Annotated in this window: 22 protein-coding genes; 12 read left to right on the top strand and 10 right to left on the bottom strand. The window is 43.2% G+C overall.

Features of this window, described 5'->3' with window-relative positions:
• Positions 1-41: 41 nt before the first annotated feature.
• Both AC1RM2_RS11060 and AC1RM2_RS11055 read right to left on the bottom strand, forming a co-directional pair.
• Positions 42-1,241: an aminotransferase class V-fold PLP-dependent enzyme gene (locus AC1RM2_RS11060; protein WP_492985145.1), complete on the bottom strand. Its 1,200-nt coding sequence runs from the start codon at positions 1,239-1,241 to the stop codon at positions 42-44.
• 172 nt (positions 1,242-1,413) lie between these two features.
• Positions 1,414-1,872, bottom strand: coding sequence for a GNAT family N-acetyltransferase (locus tag AC1RM2_RS11055; RefSeq protein WP_492985144.1), 459 nt, complete (start codon positions 1,870-1,872; stop codon positions 1,414-1,416).
• A gap of 93 nt (positions 1,873-1,965) precedes the next feature.
• On the opposite strand from AC1RM2_RS11055, the gene AC1RM2_RS11050 reads away from it, so the two are divergent.
• Both AC1RM2_RS11050 and AC1RM2_RS11045 read left to right on the top strand, forming a co-directional pair.
• Complete coding sequence (locus tag AC1RM2_RS11050; protein ID WP_492985143.1) at positions 1,966-3,408, top strand: aminotransferase-like domain-containing protein; 1,443 nt, start codon at positions 1,966-1,968, stop codon at positions 3,406-3,408.
• An 8-nt stretch (positions 3,409-3,416) separates the two neighbouring features.
• The gene (locus AC1RM2_RS11045) at positions 3,417-4,022 is read left to right on the top strand and encodes a GNAT family N-acetyltransferase (RefSeq protein ID WP_492985142.1); all 606 of its coding nucleotides are present in this window, start codon (positions 3,417-3,419) and stop codon (positions 4,020-4,022) included.
• A gap of 35 nt (positions 4,023-4,057) precedes the next feature.
• On the opposite strand, the gene AC1RM2_RS11040 is transcribed toward AC1RM2_RS11045, so the two are convergent.
• Positions 4,058-4,516 (bottom strand): DUF6438 domain-containing protein, encoded by a 459-nt coding sequence (locus AC1RM2_RS11040; protein WP_492985141.1) that lies wholly within the window; start codon positions 4,514-4,516, stop codon positions 4,058-4,060.
• Positions 4,517-4,579: 63 nt separating this feature from the next.
• A complete protein-coding gene (locus tag AC1RM2_RS11035) occupies positions 4,580-4,801 on the bottom strand; it encodes a YdeI/OmpD-associated family protein (protein WP_492985140.1) in 222 nt (73 codons plus the stop codon).
• Between the two features lie 136 nt (positions 4,802-4,937).
• Between AC1RM2_RS11035 and AC1RM2_RS11030 the strand changes: the two genes are divergently transcribed.
• From AC1RM2_RS11030 to AC1RM2_RS11015, 4 genes are all read left to right on the top strand, one after another.
• Positions 4,938-6,167, top strand: a complete 1,230-nt coding sequence (locus AC1RM2_RS11030; protein WP_492985139.1) for an AAA family ATPase — start codon at positions 4,938-4,940, stop codon at positions 6,165-6,167.
• 7 nt (positions 6,168-6,174) lie between these two features.
• Positions 6,175-6,828 (top strand): HNH endonuclease, encoded by a 654-nt coding sequence (locus AC1RM2_RS11025; RefSeq protein ID WP_492985138.1) that lies wholly within the window; start codon positions 6,175-6,177, stop codon positions 6,826-6,828.
• 481 nt (positions 6,829-7,309) lie between these two features.
• Positions 7,310-9,739, top strand: a complete 2,430-nt coding sequence (locus tag AC1RM2_RS11020; RefSeq protein ID WP_492985137.1) for a TonB-dependent receptor domain-containing protein — start codon at positions 7,310-7,312, stop codon at positions 9,737-9,739.
• Positions 9,740-10,148: 409 nt separating this feature from the next.
• Positions 10,149-11,333, top strand: a complete 1,185-nt coding sequence (locus AC1RM2_RS11015; protein WP_492985136.1) for an MFS transporter — start codon at positions 10,149-10,151, stop codon at positions 11,331-11,333.
• Between the two features lie 42 nt (positions 11,334-11,375).
• On the opposite strand, the gene AC1RM2_RS11010 is transcribed toward AC1RM2_RS11015, so the two are convergent.
• Complete coding sequence (locus AC1RM2_RS11010; protein ID WP_492985135.1) at positions 11,376-12,206, bottom strand: DUF8758 domain-containing protein; 831 nt, start codon at positions 12,204-12,206, stop codon at positions 11,376-11,378.
• Positions 12,207-13,091: a DUF488 domain-containing protein gene (locus tag AC1RM2_RS11005; RefSeq protein ID WP_492985134.1), complete on the bottom strand. Its 885-nt coding sequence runs from the start codon at positions 13,089-13,091 to the stop codon at positions 12,207-12,209. It lies immediately after the preceding gene.
• A gap of 460 nt (positions 13,092-13,551) precedes the next feature.
• Between AC1RM2_RS11005 and AC1RM2_RS11000 the strand changes: the two genes are divergently transcribed.
• A complete protein-coding gene (locus AC1RM2_RS11000; protein ID WP_492985133.1) occupies positions 13,552-14,955 on the top strand; it encodes a hypothetical protein in 1,404 nt (467 codons plus the stop codon).
• Between the two features lie 57 nt (positions 14,956-15,012).
• Here AC1RM2_RS11000 and AC1RM2_RS10995 read toward each other — a convergent pair whose 3' ends face one another.
• From AC1RM2_RS10995 to AC1RM2_RS10980, 4 genes are all read right to left on the bottom strand, one after another.
• On the bottom strand, positions 15,013-15,741 hold the full coding sequence (locus tag AC1RM2_RS10995; RefSeq protein ID WP_492985132.1) for a hypothetical protein: 729 nt from the start codon (positions 15,739-15,741) through the stop codon (positions 15,013-15,015).
• Positions 15,742-15,821: 80 nt separating this feature from the next.
• Entirely contained in the window at positions 15,822-16,130 is a 309-nt protein-coding gene (locus AC1RM2_RS10990) for a 2Fe-2S iron-sulfur cluster-binding protein (RefSeq protein ID WP_492985131.1), read from the bottom strand.
• Positions 16,131-16,132: 2 nt separating this feature from the next.
• On the bottom strand, positions 16,133-17,206 hold the full coding sequence (locus tag AC1RM2_RS10985) for an NAD(P)/FAD-dependent oxidoreductase (protein WP_492985130.1): 1,074 nt from the start codon (positions 17,204-17,206) through the stop codon (positions 16,133-16,135).
• A gap of 73 nt (positions 17,207-17,279) precedes the next feature.
• Positions 17,280-18,179, bottom strand: a complete 900-nt coding sequence (locus tag AC1RM2_RS10980) for a LysR substrate-binding domain-containing protein (protein WP_492985129.1) — start codon at positions 18,177-18,179, stop codon at positions 17,280-17,282.
• 113 nt (positions 18,180-18,292) lie between these two features.
• On the opposite strand from AC1RM2_RS10980, the gene AC1RM2_RS10975 reads away from it, so the two are divergent.
• From AC1RM2_RS10975 to AC1RM2_RS10955, 5 genes are all read left to right on the top strand, one after another.
• The gene (locus AC1RM2_RS10975; RefSeq protein WP_492985013.1) at positions 18,293-19,660 is read left to right on the top strand and encodes an IS4 family transposase; all 1,368 of its coding nucleotides are present in this window, start codon (positions 18,293-18,295) and stop codon (positions 19,658-19,660) included.
• A 118-nt stretch (positions 19,661-19,778) separates the two neighbouring features.
• Complete coding sequence (locus AC1RM2_RS10970; protein ID WP_090642811.1) at positions 19,779-20,318, top strand: acyl-CoA thioesterase; 540 nt, start codon at positions 19,779-19,781, stop codon at positions 20,316-20,318.
• Between the two features lie 61 nt (positions 20,319-20,379).
• Positions 20,380-20,583, top strand: a complete 204-nt coding sequence (locus AC1RM2_RS10965) for a YqaE/Pmp3 family membrane protein (RefSeq protein ID WP_492985128.1) — start codon at positions 20,380-20,382, stop codon at positions 20,581-20,583.
• Between the two features lie 363 nt (positions 20,584-20,946).
• Positions 20,947-24,081, top strand: a complete 3,135-nt coding sequence (locus AC1RM2_RS10960) for a hypothetical protein (protein ID WP_492985127.1) — start codon at positions 20,947-20,949, stop codon at positions 24,079-24,081.
• Positions 24,082-24,252: 171 nt separating this feature from the next.
• Complete coding sequence (locus AC1RM2_RS10955) at positions 24,253-25,599, top strand: sigma-54-dependent transcriptional regulator (RefSeq protein WP_492985126.1); 1,347 nt, start codon at positions 24,253-24,255, stop codon at positions 25,597-25,599.
• Positions 25,600-25,821: the final 222 nt, after the last annotated feature.

The following is a 25,821-nucleotide window of genomic DNA, read 5'->3' as shown; positions in this document are numbered from 1 at the left end:
TGTTAAGAAGCCTTTAATGTAAGGTAAACATAATATGGACTTTAGCTGACAAGCATGCTTTTTAGTTCGGCGCAAAGTATCTGTATCTCCTCCTCCGTGTTATAATAATGCATCGATGCCCTTACGTTGTTTGGCAAATGGTTCTTATCCATATAAATTAGGGTGGATATGGCTTTGCCAACCGATACGTTAATGTTTTTATCGGCCAGTTTATTTTTTACGAACGCGCTCTCCAGTCCTTTTACCGAAAAAGTTACTATACCGCATTGCTGCGTGCCAAAATCATGAACGGTAATACCATCAATCGCGGCCAGCTCACGGCGCAATAGCGTGGCTAAGTATTGTATACGCTCCCAAATCCTATCTACGCCGATGTTTAAGGCATAGTTCACCGCTTTACCCAACCCGAGGGTAAGGGCGCGATTCTTCTCGTACAGCTCAAACCTGCGGGCGTCGCTTCGTGGTTTAAAATCATGCAAACTTACGGTTGGTGCGCTGTAACCGTCCATAAACAACAACTTCAACGAGTCCTGGATTTCTTTGCGTACAAACAAAAACCCTGTGCCACGCGGTGCCCGCAGGTATTTGCGGCCGGTTACGGATAGCATATCGCAGCCAATCTCTTTTACATCCAGCGGAATTTGCCCGGCACTTTGGCAGGCATCAACCAAATATAAAACGTTGTGCCTGCGGGCTATTTTCCCAATCTCCACAACCGGGATCATGCCACCTGCTGTCGACGGTATCTGCGTCATGGCGATGAGTTTGGTTTTGGGCGATATGGTCTGTTCAAAAACATCCAGCGGGAAATTGCCTTGTGCATCGTTAGGTATTATTTTGAGGCTTACACCCAATGTTTTTTGAACATTTAAAAAACCAATGATATTGGTTACATACTCCATTTCGCAGGTAATGATCTCATCGCCGGGTTTAAAATCAATGCCGTTAAATGCGATGCCCCAGGCGGTGCTTGCATTTTCAACAATGGCAATTTCGTCGGCATCGGCGTTAATTAGTTTGGCTATGAGTTCATAGGTATTATTTAAGTTGCGTTTGTATTTATCTTCAATTTCGTAGCCGCCAAGGGTTGCTTCTTCCCGCAGGTAGTTAATTACGGTATCAACCACCACATCGGGGTTAAAAGAAGCCCCGGCATTATTGAAATGTATTTTTTGAGTTGTGCCGATGGTTTCGGCGCGTAGTTGTGCTATTTCCTCGTCTGTTATTGGGGTAGTGGTCATGGTGTTGTTTAGTAAAGAGTTGAAGTGTCTTGCGCGAGCCCCCTCTAAATCTCCCCCGGTAGGGGAGACTTTTTGACCTGCACGCCTTTTTAAGTACCCTTTCGGAGAGGACCTAAAAGAAAAAGAGTGTATTTTAAGTCTCCCCTACCGGGGGAGATTTAGAGGGGGCTTTCTAAAAATTTATCTCCATCATGATATCCGCGCGGCCATAGGTACCGGGTGTTACAGGTATCTCGGTAAAGCCGAGTTTGTGGTAAATATGAATGGCGTTTTTAAGAATACGACTGGAGAAAAGTATAAGCTTTTTAACACCTATTTCTCTGGCTTTATCAATACCGGCCTGGCATAAAAATTTGCCGGCGCCGCCCCCGTGATAACCTTTATCTACAGCCATTTTGGTAAGTTCAAAAATGCCATCTTCAATAAAACGCAGGCCAACAGTACCTATAATAGTATCGCCAGCGGCTGCAAAATAAATTTTACCACCTTGTTTTAACATGGCTTCGTCGGGGTTTTCCAAAACCCATTTGTCCAGTGCTTCAACCACAAAAAATTCTTCGAGCCAGGCCTTGTTAAATTTTTCGAAGTAGGGCTGGTATTCGGGCTGATAATCGATGAGCTGCAGTTCCATTTTTTTAAATCATTTATATAATACAAAGTAAAAACATCTGCCTATAGTAAAACAGATTCAGTTTTATTAATTTTGACCATAACAGATTTTAAAATGGAAAAACAGTTAATAGCCCGGCCTGATGATTTTTTATATGCGCAGATAGTATCGCGCATTGAAAAACAAATCAAACAAAAGCTGTTAAAAACCGGCGACAAGCTACCATCTGTACGGGCATTGAGCCTGGAGCAGGGCATCAGCATCAGCACGTCGTATAAGGCTTATGTGGAGCTGGAAAACATGGGGATGATAGAGGCCCGGCCAAAATCGGGCTACTATGTTAAGTTTTCGCCTGCAAAAGCTAACCATGTGCCGGCCACAAAGCCGCCCACCCAAAAAATTGCGCAAGCCAGCGTTACCGATATGATAGCCATGGTATACCAGAATATGGATGAGGATAGCGTGATCCGTTTGTCGCGCTCATCGCCGCCGCTCAGCATGATACCCATGGCCAAACTCAATAAATCGATGATGGAGGCTATCCGTAAAAGTCCGTCGGGCAATATCAATTATGAAAACCTGCAGGGCAATGTTTCGCTGCGCAGGCAGATAGCAAAAAACGCGTTTAACTGGGGCGGCAACATTACTGAGGATGATGTAGTAACTACCCAGGGCTGCATGGAGGCGTTGATATTTTGCCTGCGCGCGCTTACCAAACCCGGCGATACCATAGCTATTGAAAGCCCTACCTATTTTGGCATTTTTAATATAATGCTCAGCCTTGATTTAAAAGTGCTGGAAATTCCGGTCAACCCCGATACCGGTATCGACCTGGACTATTTAACCCAGGCCATTAACGAGGTTGATATTAAAGTATGCCTGTTTGTTACCAATTTTAGCAACCCGGTAGGCAGTTGTATGCCCGATGAAAGCAAGCAGCAACTGGTTACCTTATTAGCCGCCAAAAAAATTCCCCTGATAGAGGATGATATTTACGGCGAAATTTATTTTGGCAAAAGCCGCCCGCGTACCTGCAAAAGCTATGATAAGGATGGCTGGGTATTGTTATGCTCCTCTGTTTCCAAATCGATAGCGCCAGGCTACCGGGTGGGATGGTGTATCCCCGGGCGGTTTAAAGAGCAAATCATCAATCTAAAAATGATGCATACCATCAGTTCGGCCACGCCAACGCAGGCTGCCATTGCCCATTTTTTTGAAACCGGCCGGTATGATTTGCATATGCGTAACCTGCGCAAGGCTTTGTACACGCAATCGCTCAGGTACACGCAGGCTATCGCCACTTATTTTCCGCCCGGCACTAAAATAAGCAGGCCGCAGGGCGGGTACGCGCTATGGGTGGAGCTGGATAAGCACATCAATGCGTTTGAACTTTACCAGCTGGCCATGGCCCGAAACATCAGCATCGCCCCTGGGCAAATTTTCAGTACCGATGCGCGGTTTACCAATTTTATCCGCATTAGTTTTGGATTGAGTTTTGATAATGTGGTGGAGAAGAGTATTAAGGTGCTGGGCGAATTGGTAAGGAGTATAGCATAATTTAATCTATGAAAACTAATCAAAAGCTCCCTCTTCAGGGGGCTGTGGGGCTACGTCAATCCATCCCCACAGACGCACCCACGCTAAGCCAGCTCATTATCCTGGCTATGGGCGAGCTTGCCTCGAAATTTGTAAACGGTAAAGATGCAAGCGAGGCCGGTTCCCTTTTTGAACTGTTCGCCGGTAAAACAGGCAATCAATACAGTTATGAGAATGCTTTAGTTTACGAAGATGAAACCGGCATTTGCGGTATGATCATCGGGTATGATGGCGCTAAACTGGCTATCTTAAGGGAGCTGTTTTTACAACATATTAAAGCAACTTACGGCTTTGACCAACCTGTGGAAGACGAAACCCAGCCCGGCGAATATTATATTGATTGCCTAAGCGTATTCCCTGGTCACCAGGGTAAGGGGATAGGCAAAAAACTCATTAAAGCATTTACCGAATATGCGGCTGATAAAGGGCATTTGACCACCGGATTACTGGTTAGCAAAAATAACCCCAAGGCCAAATCTATGTATACCAGCCTGGGTTTTAAGGTGGTGGACGAGCGGCTTTTTGTTGGGGATATGTATGAACACCTGCAATACGAAGTTAAGCCGGAGTCTTAAACCATGTATCCCAAGAGTTAAAACCTCGCGGGAAATCAGAGCTTGTAAATTATTTTATATAAGTCCTGCAAAGGATATTCTCCTTGTAATCCATAATCTTCAATTACAATTTTGCCTGTATTGGTATAAAACGTTATTGTGGATTTAGGTTGATCCGGAGCGCTAACGGAATATTTATTTTTCAATTTTTTTAAATCAGTATGCTCGAGTATCCTGTCAATTTGCTGCATTTCGTTTTTGCTTAACGAATAAGTAGAATCTTTGTACTTAGAGTTGTCGTAGATTTTTTTACAACTACTTGAATTATCTGCCAGGTTTATCAGGCAATGGATTGACGGATACCATTCTGATTCGACCCCGAAATTGCTCAGATTTGATTCGATTTTAACGATTGTGCTGTCCTCAACTGACTTTTGTCGGCAACTGAATGTGAAGGCCGTTATCAAGAGAGTAATCAAAAGACAGCACCTTAGCCGGAATCCTAAATACCACATTTGTTAATTTTTAAGGATGTTAATGGTTTTTTCAACAAACAGATCATTAAGGATGATAACATCTTAAGTCTTCAGCGTTTTTTGCTTATTCCGCAACATGATCATTGCCTTATCGGCCCGTACTTTCCGTGTATCTTCCTGCTTTGCCGAGCCTACCCAATCGCAGTAACCCCGTTTGTATGATTTGGACAGGCTTTCAAAAAATTCCATAGCCTCGGGTTCCTGGTCAAGCAGTGCCTGTAACTCGGGAGGGGTGCCTTCAATGTGTTCGCCTTTTTTTAACATTTTGGTTTTAATGAGGTATAAAAATGATATTTATCTGTTGTATAACAAACATTATCTGCTTTATCTATATTGGAAAAAATAGCAAATGACATTTGAAGCTAAATTTTGTATTTTGCAACTGTAAATAAAAAAAGCAATGAGTGTTTTTCTGACTAAGATTCAAGTAAATAAGATTTTTCACCTGGAGGATATTTTGATCGAAATAGATTCCCAGGAAAAAAAGCATCTTATTTTGACGGGGAAGAATGGTTCGGGGAAGACATCGTTATTAAATAGTATAGCAGACTACCTTCAGTTAATTAAAAATGATTCAACATTGGGGTTCCTTAAAACCGCAGATATTATAAAAAGTTGGGAAGGTGAAAGGAAAGCAGGAAAAGCATCTGGAGACCAAATGAGAACGGCCGAAACTGAAAAAATGATAAAAATACTTCAGGCGAAATTGGTCAGTTATTTTGGGAAAGTTGATTTATATTTTGATGACATTTATAAACTTGCCCTAAAAATGGAGAAAGAAGATTTTCTTTTGTCCTATTATAGTGCAACGCGTAAAACAGAAGTAACTGTTCCCAAAAATCCGGATAAACCGAATTTAAATCCTGTTGCTGACATTAAAGAATCTAAGATCAAGGAATTCCTAAAATTCTTGGTTGATTTAAAAGTTCAGGAAGCTTTAGCCAGAAACGAAAACAAGATTGAAGCTGCAGATGAAATAAAAAACTGGTTTATAAGTTTTACGGCTTTGCTTCAAAAGCTTTTTGAAAGCGATAATGTAAGTTTAGATTTTAACTATCGAGATTATTCGTTTACCATTAATCAGGATGGCCGTAAGTTTGGATTCAATGAGTTATCTGATGGCTATTCGGCAATTATTGACATCGTAGCAGATTTGATCATTAAAATGCAATCTCAAAACTCCCTTACCCGTGCCTATGAAAAGGAGGGTATAGTTTTGATTGATGAAGTGGAAACGCACCTGCATTTAAAGCTGCAACGTTTGATCCTGCCCATGCTAACGCAGATTTTCCCTAATATTCAATTTATAGTTACCACCCATTCTCCCTTTGTGTTAAGTTCATTGGACAATGCAGTCGCTTTTGATTTGGAAAAGAGAACAAGACTTGAAAACCTGACTGAATACTCGTATGAGGCCTTGGCCGAAGGATATTTTAAGGTGGAAACGGAATCTAATTTTTTGGCAACAAAGCTGGAAAGGTTTGAGGAACTGGCAAAGATAAGCCAAAAGGATGCGGCCGAAGTTGCAGAATTTGAAAGCCTCGATCATGAATTCGCATCGATGGATGATGCCCTTGCCTCCCCGGCCATAAAAGGACAATACCTGCAAATTAAATTAAGCGCGAAATAGACGATCTATGATACGAGTTAGTAAGTCTGTTGATGTGCCGCCATCACTATTGGTAGCCGATTGTAACAGCTACAATGGTTTAGACGTGCAGAAAGCATTGGTAACCGACCATCATGAAAAGTGTTATTTATGCGAGCAAAAAACGACCAAAAGTTTTGAAATAGAACATCATAAAGCCAAGGCCGAAGATTATTCGCCCCATTTAAAATACATATGGAGTAATTTATTTTTATCCTGCCCTTATTGTAATAGCCGTAAACACGAGAGTTACACTATTTTAGATCCGGTAAATAATAACATCGAAGATATTATCTATCATCAACTTGATTTAACAAATAAAACGGTTGTTATTCAAGATTTAAGAAAAGGCGCTAAGGATGATTGTACAGCCTGGTTTCTTGGACGATTATTTAACGGTAAAAATAATTTGCGCGATACCAAAGCAGATATTTTGTATAGAGATTTGCGACGGGAAATTATATTCTTCCTTGGCATCTTACTTGAATATAAAACGACCCCTACCCCGGAAAACAAGCAAAAAGTTATTGATAGTTTATTGATTACCAAGGAGTTTCTGGCTTTTAAATATTGGATTGTAAAAGACAATAACCTTTACAACGATTTTCAGGAGCATATCAACTGGAACAGGACTATGGTTTAGCCAGATAAACCAAGCCATTCCCCGCTTTCAGCGTTCTACTTTCAGCTTCATTCTTCCTTCCCAAATTTCAGTGGCATCAAATCAGCAATTTGTTCCTGCCTATTAAAAGATCAAATTACTAGGCAGTCGTCAAAAGCAATGCGGGCAATAAAATAATTATGGAGCAATTAATTGCCAGGGAATTACTTTAAAATTCCATGTTCAACTATACTATACCGGTAGCAATGGCATCAAGTTATTAGGTTTTTCGCGCTAAGATCGCTAAGGCGCAAAGAAAAACCATGCAAATCACTTTGCTTCTTAGCGTCTTGGCGCGAAATAAATCTTATCAATTTAAAGGTGATCTCCCAATTAGTTGTTCTTTATTTGTAATTAATCTAAATAAAAATAACTTTGCAGAAAAAATAGCCCGGCACTTGGTCGCCAAACTTCATACCGGGCAAATAACAAATCTGTTAAAATTTATTATTTAAGTAAAACTATGCATTTTACCGCTACTTGCCCCTCAACATCCGTTAAATACCGCCCCGTGTTATTAAAAGTCTTTAAAGGTATAAAACTCGCCTGCTTATTTGCGCTCGTTATAATTTCTTGCCAGGCATCTGCTCAGGTTACATCAAACGGGGCGGTAAAAGGAACCGTAAAAACAGCCGACGGTAAAGCCGCGGAATACGTAAATATTACCATTACCGAAACCAGCCAGGGCGCGGTAACCACGCAAAGTGGTCATTATGTGATAAAAAATATTAAGCCAGGGAACTATACATTGGTGGCCAGTTTTATCGGTCTGCAAACCCAAACCCGGCAGATAACCGTTACCGCCGGCGAAACTACTGCCATAAATTTTGTTTTAAGCGAGGGCGGCAAGCAATTGCAGGAAGTTTATATACAAAGCGCCAAACATAACAAGTTTTTGAAAAAGGAAACCGAAGATGTTGCCCGCCTGCCCCTCAAAAACCTCGAGAACCCGCAAGTGTACAGTGTAGTTGCCAGCGAACTAATGAAAGAACAGGTGGTAACCAGCTATGTAGATGGATTTAAAAATATTCCGGGTACCGGCGTTCCGCTGGTATATAACAACGGGCGTACAACCTTGCTGTCGCGCGGTTTTGTAACCGGCAATTTTATCCGTAACAGTGTTGCCGGTTATAACTTTAACAGTATCGATCCGGCAGATATTGAAAAGATAGAGGCCATTAAAGGTCCCACCGGTACCTTATTTAACAGCAGCCTTGCATCGTTTGGCGGGCTGTTTAACCGGGTTACCAAACAACCCTTTGAAACCGCGCGCACCGAAATTACCTACCAAACCGGTAGCTTTGACCTTAACAGGCTTACCGCCGATGTAAACCTGCCCCTAAATGCAGATAAAACCGTATTGTTTAGGATTAACACCGCTTTGCATAATGAGCACAGCTTTCAGGATGCTGGTTTTAACCGCAGCTTTTTTGTGGCCCCCAGCATTACCTATATCGTAAACGATCGTTTATCGGTTGATTTAAATTTAGAAATAGGCAATTCAAACGCTACATCGGCCTACCGCCTGGCACCCGACACCAAAGGAAAGATATATAACGTTAAAGACCTGGGGATTGATTACAAACGATCCTTCGCCAATAACAGTGTCGACTACCTGAGCAGACAAATTGACGTTTACGGGCTGATAAAATACAAGATATCGGATAATTGGAAATCGCAAACCATGTTTAACAAAACCTACTCGAGCACCAAGGGCTTTGTTACCCTGTTAACCCTGGTTGATAGTGTAAAAAAGATTAAACAGCAGGCTACCAAAGAAGATTACCCGTACTACATAACCAACGTTCAGCAAAATTTTATAGGCGATTTTAAGATCGGTCAGTTCCGTAACCGTATTGTGGCCGGGGTGGAGTATTATAACCAAAAAAGCAATAATGCCAATGTTACTGTAACCATGCCCGCTATAAGTTACCTTGACCCGGGGGCGGCGTACAACAATTTTACTGCCGATAAACTTTCGGCATTGGTTGCGGCAGCTACACCCAAAGCAAGCGATTATGTTCAGAATAATCAAAGCTCATATGCCGCCTATGTATCAGATGTGTTTAACATTACCGACAGGTTAAACGCCATGGCCAGCATGCGTATTGACAGGTTTGATAACAAAGGCGCTTATACGCCGGCCGATGGCAAAAGAACCGGGAATTTTAAGCAAACGGCCTGGTCGCCAAAATTGGGTATGGTTTACGAACTGGTTAAAGGGCAGGTATCGTTATTTGGTAACTATATGAACGGGTTCAACAACGTAAGTGCCACCAGTTTTGATAATACCCCATTTAAGCCGCAATATGCCAACCAGTGGGAAGGCGGCATAAAAGTTGATGCCTGGGATCATAAAATCAGCTCGACCGTGAGTTATTACGATATTTCGGTAACCAATACCACCATGGACGACCCTGCGCATGCCGGTTTTTCGACCCAGGCAGGCACGCAGCTAAGCAAGGGTGTCGAAGCGGAGTTAATTGCCAATCCGTTTAAGGGCTTTAATATTGTTGCAGGTTTTGCCTATAATGATAGTAAAATAACCAATGCCGCTGCAGGTACCGGCCTGCAGGGTTTACGCCCGGCTAATGCCGGCCCGGCGCGTTTGGCAAACCTGTGGATGAGTTATCGTATCGTAAGCGGCGGGCTGCAAGGCCTGGGTGCAGGGGTGGGGGGCAACTACGGCAGTCAATCGTACCAAACCAATACACAAACTTTTAAATTTGTTATCCCGTCATATACCACCATTGATGCCACCGTATTTTACGATAAGCCCAAATACCGCGTAGGATTTAAGCTGGATAACCTGACGAATGAAAAATACTGGTCGTTCCGGTTGGCGCCGCAAAACCCAACACGCGGAACGTTAAGCCTGAGCATTAAGTTTTAACGCGTAGCGGCAAGTATCCAGTCGAAGTCTTAAGTTCTAAGAAGGTGTTTGAAGATAAAAAAACTATCGTCATTGCGAGGTACGAAGCAATCCCGAACTATGTGGAGCTTAGCATGTCGGGGATTGCTTCGTGCCTCGCAATGACGATCATCAATATTGGTAATCAATAACTTATAATGAGGTGTAATGCGTTGATTATCAATGTTGATTTTTTCACGTAGAGACGCAAAATTTTGCGTCTCCCGCATGCAAATCAAACCTTGCAAATCCGCTTGTCTGGCGGAGACTGAACGTTAATTTGATAACAGGAAATGTTATATCAATGTAATGTGTAAAAAACACACCATCTAAATTACCTTGCTGACTGTCATATCCTTAAATTTGCGCCGTTAACAATATCAAATACGCAATGGAGGCAGAAATTAGCGCAGATACTACATCATCAAAGGTTAGCTTAACCATAATCGGCTTTGTAGCATTTACGTTTATTGCTTATGTCTCTATCGGGTTGTCGCTGGCTGTGCTGCCGGTATTTATCCATCAAAAATTGGGGTTTAGTGCTGTTGTAGCGGGCATCGTCATCAGCTTGCAGTATATCACTACCTTTTTATGCCGCATGTTTGCCGGTAACATGGTAGATAAGCGGGGCCCAAAGCCCGCAGTTACCATGGGCATGGCTGCTTTTACAGCAAGCGGCGTAATGCTGCTTTTTGCCTGGCTGCTGCGCGATACGCCAATGATAAGCCTGGGTATGCTGATAATTACCCGGCTGGTAACCGGTATAGGCGAAGGCTTTGTAGGATCGAGCCCTATTAACTGGGCCATATTTGCCACCAGCGACGAACACACCGCCAAAGCAATATCATTTAACGGCATAGCCAGTTACGGAGGTATCGCCGTTGGCGCGCCGCTTGGAGTAATCATTAGTAATAGCTTTGGTTTAGGCGCTATAAGTTTACTGATTGCAGTGCTTGCCTTTGGCGGTTTTTTATATGCCAAAAATAAAACGGCGCTGCAAGGCAGCAGCAAAGCGCCCCGGCAGGGCTTTTTGCAGGTACTCAAAAAAGTATCGCCATATGGCATTGCTATGGGGCTTGGCGGCCTGGGTTTCGGTACTATATCAACCTTTATAACGCTGTATTACATGGCGCTGAAATGGCAGGGAGCGGTATTGTGCCTATCGGCCTTTAGCGGTATGTTTATTTTGGGACGCCTGGTGTTTTCAAAAGCCATTAACAAATATGGCGGTATGAAAACCAGCCTTGTTTGCCTTTCGGTAGAAGTAATTGGTTTACTGGTGCTGTGGCTGGCCCCTGTGCCTTACCTGGCTGTAATAGGCGCGGGTATTGCCGGTCTTGGTTTTTCGCTGGTATTCCCGGCCCTCGGTGTCGAGGCGGTTAAACTGCTTCCAGCATCCAACAAAGGTGCCGCGCTTAGCGGCTACAGCCTGTTTATCGATATGTCGTTAGGCTTAACCGGTCCGCTGGTTGGTTTTGTGGCAAGCCAGTTTGGGTTGATGTATATTTTTCCGTTTAGTATGGGTATGGTGGTTATTGGGTTGGGGATGGCGGTTTGGTTGTATTATAGGAGATAAAGAAGAAGTTGAAGATGGAATACCAGCACCTGAATGGCAAAATTAGAATAGGCTTGTTTGAGGAGACGCAGGCTGTGGCAATTCAATTTTAGGACTGAAAGTGCCAATAATCATGAATGGGTTATGGGATACGTGATGATGAATTTGCGTTGTGCCAAGAAATAAGTATAAGTCTTTGGTTTTGGCAAAATCATTGAAATATTTATTTTTTACATCTAAACATGCTTTCTCTTCGTTACCCTCATGCCTACTTAAACAATTCCAATATAGTTGGCCTATTTCCCAATCTTCAATCATCATTCTGCTTTCTGTACCTTGATTATCAGTTAAAAAGAAAGAAAATTTATAAGGGAGCTTACGAACCACTTCGAATTTGTCATCCTTCGCAGTTTCAAATAAATTCATTTGTTGAAGCTTAGCAAGTTTATCTTTGTCCCATTCCCTATCCACAGGTTCAATCTTAAAATCTATCACTGTTGTAGGTTTAAAAACCGCCAATGAAGTCCTAATGTTTTTATCTTTTGCTTCGGTTATAAGTTCGGTTAGGTTGTAATAAACCTTCCCCAATACAGATTCTTTTCTTTTTGACCAGTTGTTCTTTGTATCTAAATGATCAATTATCTTAATTTCAGATTCATGAGAATAAGGCCGGTAACTTTCTGGCCTAAAATCTGATTTGTTTTTAACCAGATCAATTTCTATCCAATCATATTTGGAATACTGTTCATTATAAGATTTTTTCCGAAAGGGGACCGGAAATATCCTTATCCAGGAACCATCTTCTCTGAAGCCAGCGGTACAAACTAACTCATCGTATTTGATTGATAGCGTTGGGTAGGTCTTGACTGCAATTAGAACCTTGGTTAATGCCACTTAAATATGCTTTATTTCAAAATCCTTTCCTGAAAGACGAGCTATTGATTCAGCAAGCGGTTTCCTATGGCATTGACAAATATTGGCTTCAAAGCAAGTTAATGCAATTCTTTTTTTCAATTTAAGTAAATTTAAAATATCGGTTTGGGTTTTGGTTGTTTGTTCGAGATTGTCTTTTTTGTATATATTAAAGAGGTTATCGTAATCTCCCTGGGTGTTCAATTCTTGTCGCTGGTCTGAATCTATGCCAACTTCAGGAAAGTGAATGTATTCAACACCAACACTTTCACAAAACCTTTTAAGGAGGCTTTTTGAAAAGCCGTATTTCATACTTAACGGATTTTTTCGAACATCGACAAGAACTTGAACATTGTTTTTAATTAATTTATTGATATATTTTTCTAAAGAAATTCCTTCATATCCTATTGTAAAAAGAATCTCTTTGTCACTATGTGGTTTTGCCAAACTAACTTTTTTGAATTCATCCGGAGCTAAAATTTCCTTGGCTTTTATACTATTTATTGCATAATAAGGATAATTTAAATATGTGTGGCGCATTAAGGCATTACTATCCATTCCCCCGTAATATCTCTTTACATCAACAAGCAGCTTTCTGTCTTCTTCTTTAAGAACTTTAAAGTAACTTGTTTCATCCGCTTTGGCCACTCGGCTATTTTCATCAACTAAAAAACCCTTAGTTAGCATTGTTATTAAATCGGCATTTGCAGAGTAAGAAAAGCATCCATATTTGTATGGGATAAATTCATAGTCGGGTTTTGCCTGCCTTTTTGTAAAAAGGAATAAAAGTTTTTGAAGCTGAATTTTTTCAAGTTTTCCTTCAAAAATTTCCAATAGGGCTAATATAATTTTCCTTCTATAGAACATAATGCAAATGTACAATTATATGAGGAAATAAATTTAAACCTTATATTGGGAAGGTAGTTAATTGTTATCCTATCAGCCTCAGCACCCACCCGTCTCCTCGATAACCCGCATTTGGCAGGCCAGCCAGCTATATTCATCAGCATGGTATTCAGCATGTCAAGCTCATTATCTGTGGGATGAAAATGTTGTTTTGCGCCCTCCAATATCTATATGCCGAAGGAAGGCCCGCACATCATAAGCGGATTCAGGGTATTTATGAGGGTGTTTTCAGGCTATTTTATGCGTATAAATACGTGTTTTTGATTTAAGTATTGGAAGTTATTTATTTAACTATACATTTATATACCAATTACTTATATGCTATATTTAATATAGGCCCGTAACCTTGAATCTTTTATCATACCGGCTATTTGTGCGCGAATCAATCAATCTTTTTATATAAATATTATACCTAAATCCTATGAAAAAAATATCCACTCTTTTTGCTACTTCGCTTATATTGTTGATAGTGGCTTTTATTGCATACAGTTGTTCGGGTAACAACAAACCCCAAGAGGGCGAAACAAAAGCTGATTTGGCAGTTTCGGGGAAAAACGATGCATTTTTGAACCACCGCGATTCGGTGCCATCGCCACAACAATACAGCGATTCGCTTTTTAAGCTGAGTCACGATTATCCAACAACATTTAAACCGGTTATTAACCCTTCGTGGCAAAAGGCATTAAACGGGCAGCCAATTTCTGATAAAAATGCCATTGCCTACATGGATTCGTTAAAAAGTTACGTTGCCCCCAATGTATTGCCTTTTTTTAGTGATAATAAAAACTGGACATCGGCAAAATATGGCTGGTTTAATGAACCCTGGGTGGGCGCGCAACGAGAGGCCATTTTGGGTACTTATTTAGGCAACGGTAACCCGGCCAATATGTTTAAAACCCTCAAAGAAGATGAAGCCGGCTATGCGCTTGTTTTATATGATTCGGTAGCGGCTTATACCGTAGGACAAATTTGGGGAAAAACCGGACAAAAAGTTAACCTTGCAAATGATGCGGCACAGTTTAAGGAAGGTAGTGTTATTGTAAAGTTTGCATTTTCAAATGTAAACTATCCGCAATGGCCGGTGATGAAAAACGCGCAAACCTTTAGTGTTTATGATACCATTCCAACCAAAGAAAATCCAAAAAAAGGATATCAAGTAAGGAAGGTTAGCTTTTTTCAGATGGATGTTATTGTTAAGGATAGTAAAACATCGCCAAAAACGGGCTGGGTTTATTCAACATTCGTGTATGACATGGATGCCCCCGGATCTGGATGGGATAAAATGGTGCCTTTGGGTGCCATGTGGGGCGACGACCCTGGCGTAAACAGCCCGCTTACCCCACCTTACCCGAAGCTGGCCGAAACTGTAATTAACCCCAAAGCGCCGGCATACAGCACAGAAACATTAGGATGGGGCGGGCGGTTAAGTGGCCCTAACGACGGTGCTGTTGCGCAGGTGGCATTTGATATTAATAGCGGTAAAAAATATACTAACCTTGCACTATCATCATGTATGAGTTGCCATAGCCCGGCACAGGATTCCTTTAATTCGTTCTTGTTGCCTGGTCCGTTCCCTTCGTCCGATAGTTTAAAGGTTTATACTCCAGGCAGCCCAAATTGGAATTTATGGTTCCAGGATAATTATGGCAATGTACCTTTTGATAAAGGGCAGGTAGCTATGGATTACGATATGGTGATGGCATTTAAATCGGTATTAGCTTACCAGGCCGCGCACCCATCAGCCCAAAGCAAACTACTGCAAACCAAAGCAGCGGCAGTTGCCAGGTTTAGGAGGCATAACACCAAAAGCAGGTTCTGGCATTAATAGAAATTTACCCGTAACGCGCACCCGACTCAATTCAATAGCAATTGGGTCGGGTTTTTATTTGTCATGGCTCGTTTTCCATATAGCCAACTTACTCCAAAATGATTTCTTAATCTTATATTGAGCCTTGATATCTTCATAATACAATTTGGAGTTGTGCTCTAATTCTTCCTGCACAACATTAAGTATCCTGCTTATTTTATCGGAATAAAAAGGCTCCGAATCCGGTTCTGTAATCACTGGCTTGCTAAACAATTCCTTTATGGAATCATATCTGCTCCGTATAAACTCGTTCGATGGCCACGCGAAGTTATCCACACAAGCAACTTCCAGCGCACCATTGGCATAAAAGTAATGTGATTTAGGCACCCAGGCTATTAAAAAGGCAGCGCTAATATCATGACCAGGTTTATAAAAATTTATCTGGTTTAATTGTTCTCCAAGTGCCAGCCAGGTATCCCATGGCGGAGTGTCTCCTATATCAACATAACATGCGCTTTCGGCTTCAGGTGCGCCATCTACGACTGTTGAATCAGGATCAAATAACATAATTCTGCCATATTGATGCAATTCAGAAACGGGAATTAAGTCTATCCCCGATTCAGCTAACGAGGCCGACCGTGTTGAAATAATCCGGTCAATAACCGAAAGCTTTCCAGACTCCGGAATTTCATAATAATAGTAACGAGGTGATAATTCTGCAGATCGGAACAGGTTGGTGTTAAAGTTATTGTTAACTTTTTCTATCCAGGTTGCGGTTTCCTGTATCACCTTGATTATATCCATAGATAAGGTTTGTATTAAAATATATTGATAATGCCGTTTTCCGGTCTTACTACTTGATACTTACTACTTACTACTTGATTCTATTTTAGCCTCACTACCAGCCCATCCATCTCTTCGGTAACCCGCATTTGGCAGGCCAGGCGGCTATGCTCATCGGCGTTGGGCAGGGTATCCAGCATGTCGAGCTCATTATCTGTGGCATGAAAATATTGTTCGGGGCCTTCCAGTACCTGTATGTGGCAGGTGGCGCAAAGGGCCATGCCGCCGCAGGTGGCCAGCACATCGTATTCGGATGCTTTTAAAACCTCCATCAGGCTCAGGTTGATGCCTTCGGGGATTTCGACAGGCTGGCGGTCGCCGTGGCGGTCTTCAATGATTAAGTTGATCATGGTTAAAATTCGGTTACGCCGTAAACGGTGGTGTATTTAAAACTCAGTTTTTGTTCGGGGTAAACGTACTTGAAGGCGCTTTGGGCCATCAATGCTGCTTCGTGGAAACCGCAAAGGATCAGTTTTAGTTTACCGGGATAGGTATTGATATCGCCGATGGCATAAATCCGCTCCACGTTGGTGCTGTAATCCCTGGTGTTTACCTCAATGGCCGAGAAGCTAATGTTTAAGCCCCAGTTGGCAATTGGGCCCAGTTTGGGGCTAAGGCCAAACAGCGGGATCAGGTGATCGGCAGCTATGTGGCTTACTTCGTTATTCCTGTCAAGCAGGGTCACTTCCTGCAAGTGACCTTCGCCGGTTAGGGCGACTACGTTTGATTTCAGGATGAGGTCAATTTTGCCTTCGCGGGCCAGTTCAAAAACCTTCTCGGCAGAATCGGGTACACCGCGGAACGTATCGCCACGGTGAACCAGGGTAACACGTTCGGCTACGTTGGAAAGGAATATCGCCCAATCCAAAGCAGAATCGCCGCCGCCTGCTAAAACGATTTTTCGATTGCGGAACAGTTCCGGATTTTTTACCATGTAGGCCACGCCTTTGCCTTCAAAATCAAGCAGGCGGTCAATCTCGGGTTTACGGGGTTCAAAGCAGCCCAGGCCGCCGGCTATTACTACCACCTGGCAATGTACGGTAGTGTTATCATTGGTTTGGAGGGTGTATGAGCCATCGGCATTCTGGTTAACAGTTTCTACCCGTTCGCCCAGGCTAAAGGTAGGGTGGAAGGGGGCTATTTGCTCCATCAACCTGTCTACCAATTCCTGCGCGGTAACTTCGGGATAGCCGGGAATATCGTAAATAGGCTTGTGTGGATAAATTTCGGAAAGCTGACCGCCTACCTGGGGTAGTACATCAATCAGGTGGCAGCGCATTTTTAACAGCCCTGCTTCAAAAACGGCGAACAATCCAACCGGTCCCGCGCCGATGATACAGATGTCTGTAAAAACTTGTTTGGTTTTTGAAATATCCTGACTAAAAATTGAAGTATTTTGTTCAATAATTGAACTGTTTTTGTTCATAATTGATAATTATTTATGAAACAAATGTGCCCCTAAAAAAGTCATCGAACAAATGATATAAAGTAATACTCGATTACTTTAAGTTATAATTGGCCAGGCAAAAACGTTTGAAAAGTTCAATCAGTTTGCTGTTTTTTCCATGTAGCTGAATGAACTGGAACGTGCGGAAAATTTCGAGCCCTTTAATATCGATAACGGTCAGCTCATTATATTTTAGCTCGCTCACTACCGATTGGATAGAGAGGAAAGTAGCTGTATCTGAGTATAAAAGATATTGTTTTATGGCGATGCTGCTCTCCAGTTGAATCTCGATGTTCAGATCTTTAGGGCTGATCTGTACACTTGCCAAAGCATCATAAATAACATCCAGGGTGCCTGATCCGGCCTCGCGCAAAACAAGGGGGATATCTAATAATTGCTTCGGGCTGATCTCGGCCTTTTTTGATAACTTATTGTTTGCCCTGGTTACCAGCACTATCTCATCCTTGGCAAATGGCGAATAGGCCAACTGGGGCGAGTGGGATGAGCCTTCGATGATGGCAATGTCCAGCTTCTCGTCCATAATCATTTGCGAAACCTGGTCGGTATTGGCCTGTATAAAGTTGAAAGTGATTTCGGGGTAGGTTTTCTTAAATAGCGCCAGGATCTTGGGTAAAATGGTTTGCGCTACTGTAGTACTGGCGCCAATGTGCAGGGTACCGGCTTCAATATTGTTAAGCTGCGCCAGTTCGGTTTCAAGGGCGCTGTAGGTTTGGAAAATCTTATCGGCGTAATGTACCAACACTTTGCCGGCTGTGGTAAGGGCAATATTGTTGCCGTTGCGCTTAAATAGTTGCACATTAAGCTGCTGCTCCAGTTCCTTAATATGCTTGGTAACGGCCGGCTGGGTAATAAACAGCTCATTGGCCGCTTTGGTAAAGCTAAGCCGCTGCGCAACCGTATAAAATACCTTTAACCGAAAATCGAAGATCATCGGGTTAAAGGTAGGGGTTTTTAAATAAAAAGAGCCTCACCCTCTCCAAAGGCTACCCCTTACCCAAATTTTAAATAAAGTGGGTTAAAACTGATATTTGGAAAAATAATTCTATGCATCAGGTAAGTATAAAGGATTTCCCAGATTTGGATCTTGGCGATATTCGTCGGAATGAGCGTTTTGTATCTATAATTAATAATTTAAGCAGTAACCCTGGCAGCAGTATTCCAGGGCAGAATGGTGGCTGGTATTCTACGAAGGCTACCTATGAGTTTTACAAGAATGAAGATGTAAGCCTTCAGGCACTTGAGCAAATTATATCAAGTTATGGAAGCAGCCAGGTTGCTGGAACAGATAAAGTATTGGTTGCTCATGATTTTTGCCAGATTAGTTATAATGATAGTGCAGCATCGGGTCTCGGATATCTGGCTAATACGGAGGCAAGGGGCATTATCGCTTACAACAGTATAGCTATCAGCACCACAGGAGTTCCCCTATCATTACTTTATCAGCATAATTTCGTACGTCCATTAGAAGAATTGGGCAAGTCTAAAAAGAGATCATATACACCCTTTGAAGATAAAGAGAGTTATCATTGGTATAAGGGAATAACTACAGTCAACGAGCTTTTAGGGAATACCATACACAAAATACACATCGCAGACAGGGAAGCAGATATCTATGAATTGTTCTTTTGCGCTTATGAAGAAAATACCGATTTACTAATCCGGGCAAAGCATAATCGTAAGCTAAATGATAAAAGCCTGCTTTGGGATGCAGTTGCAGCGGAGCCCTTAGCAGCAAAAACAACATTGAATATCCCGGATAAAACAGGTAAAAAGACAGCTGCAATTGAAGTTGAAATCCGTTATCACCAAATAGAAATACTTCGTCCTCAGGGAAGCAGTAATCAATATGAAAGCGTGTCGATGTCAGCCATTGAACTTAAACAGATTTCAGCAAAGCAAGACTGGCAGGAAGAGGTGCTGTATTGGAAACTATTGACTACTTTACCGGTTAACACCGTAACAGAAGCTCTGCAATGTGTAAAATGGTATTGTTACAGGTGGCTGATAGAGCGTTTTCATTACGTGCTTAAAAGTGGTACACAGGTAGAAGAATTACAGCTAAAGAAAGCCTCTTCTTTGCAAAAAGCGATACACTTATACAGCATATCGGCTATGCGGATGATGCAGTTGGTTTATCAGTCAAGACAAAGCCCAAATGTGAGTTGCGAGCTTGTACTGACTAAAGACCAATGGGTTGTTCTGTACATGCTAATACACAAATCGAATAAAGTGACAAGCCAACCGCCGACATTAGCAGAAGCCGCCGCATGGATAGGTAAACTGGGAGGGCATCTGGGTAGAAAATCTGATGGACCTCCCGGTTTAAAAGCTATATGGACCGGTTACCGACGATTGATCGACGCTGTGAAAACTTATCAAATCTTGAATCAACAAAATTTGGGTAAGGGGTAGCTCCAAAGGAGAGGGTTCTGATTTGCATGTTAGATAGGTGGAGTTGTTAATTTTCTTTATGCTATAAAAGTCCTCTCCTTTGGAGAGGATTTAGGTGAGGCTGTGCTATATTTGCACCATGACAGGAAAATCGCCCAAAGAATCATATACCATCATGAATGAACTGGTATTGCCCAATGATACCAATACATTAAACAACCTGATGGGTGGGCGCCTGCTGCACTGGATGGATATTGCCGCCGCTATATCGGCACAAAAGCATTGCAACCGTATTGTGGTAACGGCTTCGGTAGATAATGTGTCTTTCCAGGCCCCTGTAAAGCTGGGCGATGTAATTAGTATTGAAGCCAGGGTGACCCGCGCTTTTACCACCTCGGTGGAAGTGAGGATGGATGTTTGGGCTCAAAATATCCCATCGGGAACCAAAGTTAAAAGCAACGAAGCCTACTATACATTTGTAGCCTTAGATAACGACGGACAAAAAACCCAGGTGCCGGCATCATTGCCCGAAACTGACGAAGAAATAGCTTTGTACGAAGGCGCACTTCGCCGCCGCCAGCTGCGGTTAATACTGGGTGGAAAAATGCAGGCCAACGACGCAACCGAACTGAAGGCCTTGTTTTTTGGCGAGCAATTGCCCCTGAATTTGAAAGATTAATTTTAGTAACAATTGCGGCCCGGCTGAGTCAAAAGGATATCAACTTAAAAATTAACCGGTCATGAGATACTTTCTGTGCTTTTTATTTCCGCCGCTGGCCATTTTAACAACCGGCCGTATTGGCGCATTTATACTCAATATATTTTTAACCCTGTTTTTCTGGATCCCCGGCGTAATTCATTCTATATTGGTTACCAGCGATTATTATGATGCGCACAGGCACCGCCAGTTAATGCGCGCCACACGCAGGGCACGATATTGGTAATTGGGTTTCATGTGAATGGTTGATTAGGCGAGTGGTTTTTAATATGTTTTAAACAGGCTTCCCTGGCTTGTTGTATTTTATCGGGATAGTTTCCTGCTTTCCTGGCTATTCCTTTTTATTTTCTTTTTGATAATAAAAATTCTTTTACGTAATTATACTTAACTAATAATTAGTATTACTACCTGTGTACTCAGGTAGTGTCCCTCTTTTCGTGCTTTGTATTGCCTCCTAATTTTACCCCGTAAATAATCCAGGAGTAAGCAAAAATCCCTTGATGTTAATTGTACCTGTAATACATCATTAAACAGAGTAGCACCCGTGAGCCGAAAAGGGAATTAGAGTAGGCACCAAATTATCTATCTTATGGGAAAGATCCACACAAACGCCGGCAAAACAGGTGTACAACAAAATGCCGGCGATGAAGAAATGGTTATTACGCCGGGCGGGCCACGTCCAAAATCAATGGTTCATTATATTGAACCGGGGCATCATGTAAGCAGCGATGGCGGCCGGTTAAAAATGATCCACACGGCCACCGCCAAAGTGGTTAAAGATTTTGGCGAAATACCCAAACATAATAAACAATCGGAAAGCCGGGTAGTTAGAGCAAAGCCTTTAAATAAGTTAGGTGGTGGCGCCACGCCAGGCCCTATAACCGATGGCTGGATAATAAATTCCGAATGGACTAATACTACCGGCAACCCGATAAGCTACTTTAGCTCAAAATGGGTTGTTCCGCCGCCGCCGGCTACAGATAATGGGCAGCTTGTTTATCTTTTTAACGGCATCCAGCAAACCAATTCGGGGCCGTTTATCTTACAGCCCGTTTTACAATGGGGCAATTCGCCGGCCGGCGGCGGCAGCAACTGGGCAATTACCAATTGGTATGTTGATGGGCAGGGCGGCCTTGCTTTACATGGCTCATTGGTAAATGTAAACCCCGGCGATGAATTGCAGGGAGTGATGACTTTAACAGGGCAATCGGGCGGTACATGTGATTACCAGTCGTCATTTATTGGCAATCCAACTGCCGACTTAACAGTTACCGGTATCGACGAGCTTAAATGGGCCAATGAAACCCTTGAATGTTACGGATTTTCGGCATTTTCTGATTATCCGGATACCGATTTGACAGCCTTTTACGATATCGAAATAAAGCTAAGAACATCCAATTCGCCGGTAACCGATGTGGAAGCCAACATCAATTGGCTGGCCGATAACAGCGTAACGGATAACGGCCAGCAATGCGTAATTGTAAGCAACGATAGCCCCGCGGGCGAAGTTTATTTGTATTACCGGGGTGTAACGCAAGGCATGTATTTTGTAACCGATAAAAGCACCTATGGTAAAGATGAAGTAGCCGACGTAATTTCGACAGCCGGCGGTAAATTTACCGATGCATTTTGGCTGGTACTGGAAGGTTTTACCAAAGACCAGGTTACCAAAGATCAGCCATCGGCCCTTCATCCGGCCCTGTCGGGAGCATTTAATAGCCTTGCCGGTGTTACTATTACGCCAAACCCGGCTAATGTGGAGTATGAGGACCCTGCGGATTTGTATACCCCACAACGCATCAGGTACCCTTTTGATGTAACATTCACATCAACAAATATGTTCCCTGCTGTAGGCTCGGCGCCCATATTTGAGCAGTTGAATGCCATTATAACTATTGAGGGGAATACGCTAAGCGCCATTACTTTATTTGAGCTGGTATCGGGCGCCGATCCGTATTTCACTAACCTCGATCCCTCAAACACCCACGATGTATTTTACCTGAGCCAGGACCTGCGGGTGTTTTCGGTAAGCGCGGGCCATAGCCCGGTTTCGGGTGCGCCGGCATTTACCAGTGATCCGTACACCTCCATTCAAAACTTTTTGGGATATTTAAATTCAAACACATCCTTTACCAATCCGGGTGCGGCTGATCCTTTGAATGCCCTGCCGGGCCAGTCGGGTTACGAAACCGGCGATTCGTCGGTTACACCTTTGGATGGGGCATCGCAAAAAAATTACAATTTTGCCATTGCCCGGGTACGCTTACAGGATGCCGCATTAGCCTCTGCCGATAACGTAAGGGTGTTTTTCCGGCTTTTTGTAGCCCCCTCATTTGATACTGATTTTCAGCCGGCAACCACCTACAAAAGTACATTGGGAACCAGTGGGGCCGACAACGGCAAGCCCATATTCCCGTTAGCATCGGGCGATGGTATAACAGATCCATCGGGCCAGGCCGTTAAAACTATTCCGTTTTTTGCTACGGATGCCGCCGGTACACATGATTACGATTCGTCGGTAGCCAACGCTAATATCCGCAATATAGTTATCCCGGCCGGGCACAATAAAACCTGGGCCTATTTTGGCTGCTACCTGGATGTATATGATGCCGGCAACCAGGCCAAATTCCCCGGAACACACCACTGTATTGTAGCCGAGATTGCTTATGACGATGCGCCTATCATCAACTCAGGCGGGGTAACCATGAGCCCCGAAAACTCAGATAAACTGGCACAACGCAATTTGCAGATCACTTCATCGGGCAACCCAAGTTATCCCGAAACACATCGTATCCCGCAGGCTTTTGATATGCGCGCAAGCGAGGCCGTTGCTACCACACCCGGCTTACTGCTTGATTATCCCGACGAACTGATGATTGACTGGGGCAATACGCCGCATGGCAGCGTAGCCAGCCTTTACTGGCCGCAAATTAACAGCGCCGATGTGCTGCAGCTGGCCTCAACGCTGTACAGCACCCATTTATTAGCCGCTGCCGATGCCAACACCATTAAATGCCAGGTTACCAAGGGTGTTACCTACATCCCAATCCCGGTTGGTACGGGCAAAAATTTTGCCGGCCTGTTTACGCTCGATTTGCCGCAAGGGATAACAGTTGGTCAGGAATTTAACATCAAGGTGCGCCGCGTAACTTCGCGCAAGCCCCAGCAAATTAATGTTGTTACCGTACTCAAAGAGAGCCACGGGGCCATTAACATTGGCGGCAGGGGCAAGCCCATGCGCAACTGGCGGTACATTACCGGCACCTTCCAGGTTAAAATACCGGTAGGTACCGATAAAGCCCTGCTTGGCCCCGAAGAAAATACGCTGGCCATTTTAAAATGGAGGCTGGAAAACATGCCGCAACAAAACCGCTGGTACCCCGTGCTGGAAAGATACGTTAAGGATGTTGCCATGCGCGTTGATGGTTTTGGCGGCAATTCGGTATCTGTTAAACCATCGCTGGATGGTGTGCCAACCAAAATAGCTGTCCACGAAAAACTGGTGGAATACCGCGGCAAGGTAAGCGAAGTTGTTTACAATTGCTTTGGCGACCTGGAGGGTTTTGCACTGGATAAGTGCTGTACCAAACCGCATTTATTCAAATGCACCGAAAAATCTGTTGGCGAACTGGTATCCCGCGCCTGCAAAGAGCGCTGGACGATAGCGGTGTTTGTAAACGAAAAACAGGACGATAAGATCTGTGAGATAAGGGTATATCCCTGATTGAGATAGCTTTATCAGGTGCAAGGGCTGGCCGTAAGGTCGGCTTTTGTGTTTTATAGCCGGTTTGGAAAAAAAAGCCCCACCGAACACTCGAGGTTTAAGCCCAATCCAACTCAATCAACTTAATCCAACCTAATCAACCATTCACCAAAATTTACCATATTTGCCCCGATGCAAAAAGGTAAGCTATTAATTATTGACGATGAGGAACGCCTTCGTAACCTGATGGCCCGCATTTTGCAACTGGAAGGCCATGAGGTAATTACCGCAGGTACGGGCAAAGAAGGGCTGCGTAAATTACAGCAGGAGAATATCCAGGTTGTTTTAAGCGATGTTAAGCTGCCCGATACCGATGGTATTACGCTTACCGATACCATTAAAAAAGCATACCCATCTACCGAAGTTATTGTACTTACCGCCTATGGCACCATCAACGATGGCGTAAAGGCCATTAAGGCGGGCGCTTTTGATTACATTACCAAGGGCGATGATAACGAAAAGATAATCCCGCTGGTAAGTAAGGCGATGGATAAGGCCCTACTACAGCAAAAGGTACTGGAACTGCAAAGTAAACTGAACGATAAATTTGGGTTCGACAGGCTGATAGGCAGATCCACCGCCATTAGCGATGTTATTAAGCTGGCCCAAAAAGTAGCCTTAACCGATACCACTGTTTTACTATTGGGCGAAACCGGTACCGGGAAAGAAATTTTTGCCGAGGCCATTCACCAGGCCAGTAACCGTAACACCAAGTCGTTTGTGGCGGTAAACTGCAGCGCCTTTACTAAAGAATTATTGGAGAGCGAACTGTTTGGCCATAAGGCCGGCTCATTTACCGGGGCTGTTAAGGATAAAAAAGGATTGTTTGAGGAAGCATCGGGCGGCACCATATTTTTAGATGAAATTGGCGAGCTTGACCACGACCTGCAAGCCAAGCTGCTCCGCGTACTGGAATCACAGCAGTTTTTAAAAATTGGCGATACCAAACCTACCCAGGTAAATGTACGCATACTGGCGGCCACCAACCGCAACCTGCAAACCGAAATTAACGACGGCCATTTCCGGTCGGATTTGTTTTACCGTTTATCCGTTTTCCAGATCACGCTTCCGCCATTGCGCGAGCGTAAAAAAGACATCAAGTTACTGGGCGAGTATTTTATGCAATACTTTGCCCTGAAAGTTAAAAAGCAGGTAAACCAGCTTAGCGACGAGTTTGTAAGCAAACTGGAAGCCTATAACTGGCCCGGCAACATCCGCGAGTTTAAAAACGTGATTGAACGCGCCGTAATACTCACCGATAACAATATTTTGGACGAGAGCCTACTGCCTTACGAAATTCAGCAGCAACAGGTAAAATCAGGCGCACCAATTTCGGCATTTGATCTTTCATCGGTAGAGAAACTGCATATTCAACGGGTGCTTAACCATACGCATGGTAACCGTGCCGAAGCCGCCAATTTGTTGAATATTGGGGTAGCTACTTTGTATAGGAAGTTAAAGGAGTATGGGTTGGAGTGATTTAGGATTTCGAATTTCCATATAAACTATGTCATTGCGAGCGCAGCGTGGCAACGTCGTAACTATCCGGGCGAACTATTTAGGAGGCCGCTGCCGCGAGTTTTTAACTCGTGGTAAAACATGGTTTCAGCTTTCAGCTGAACTTGTAAGCAAACATGGTTAACAAAGGTTAACACAATTTCGATTTATTTTTACTTAAATCATTTATAATCAATATCTTAT

The sequence above is a fragment of the Mucilaginibacter sp. GW822-FHT03E02 genome (genome assembly GCF_058801545.1).
The sequence above is the reverse complement of the archived record's forward strand: the minus strand, read 5'-3'. Positions and strand labels throughout refer to the sequence as shown.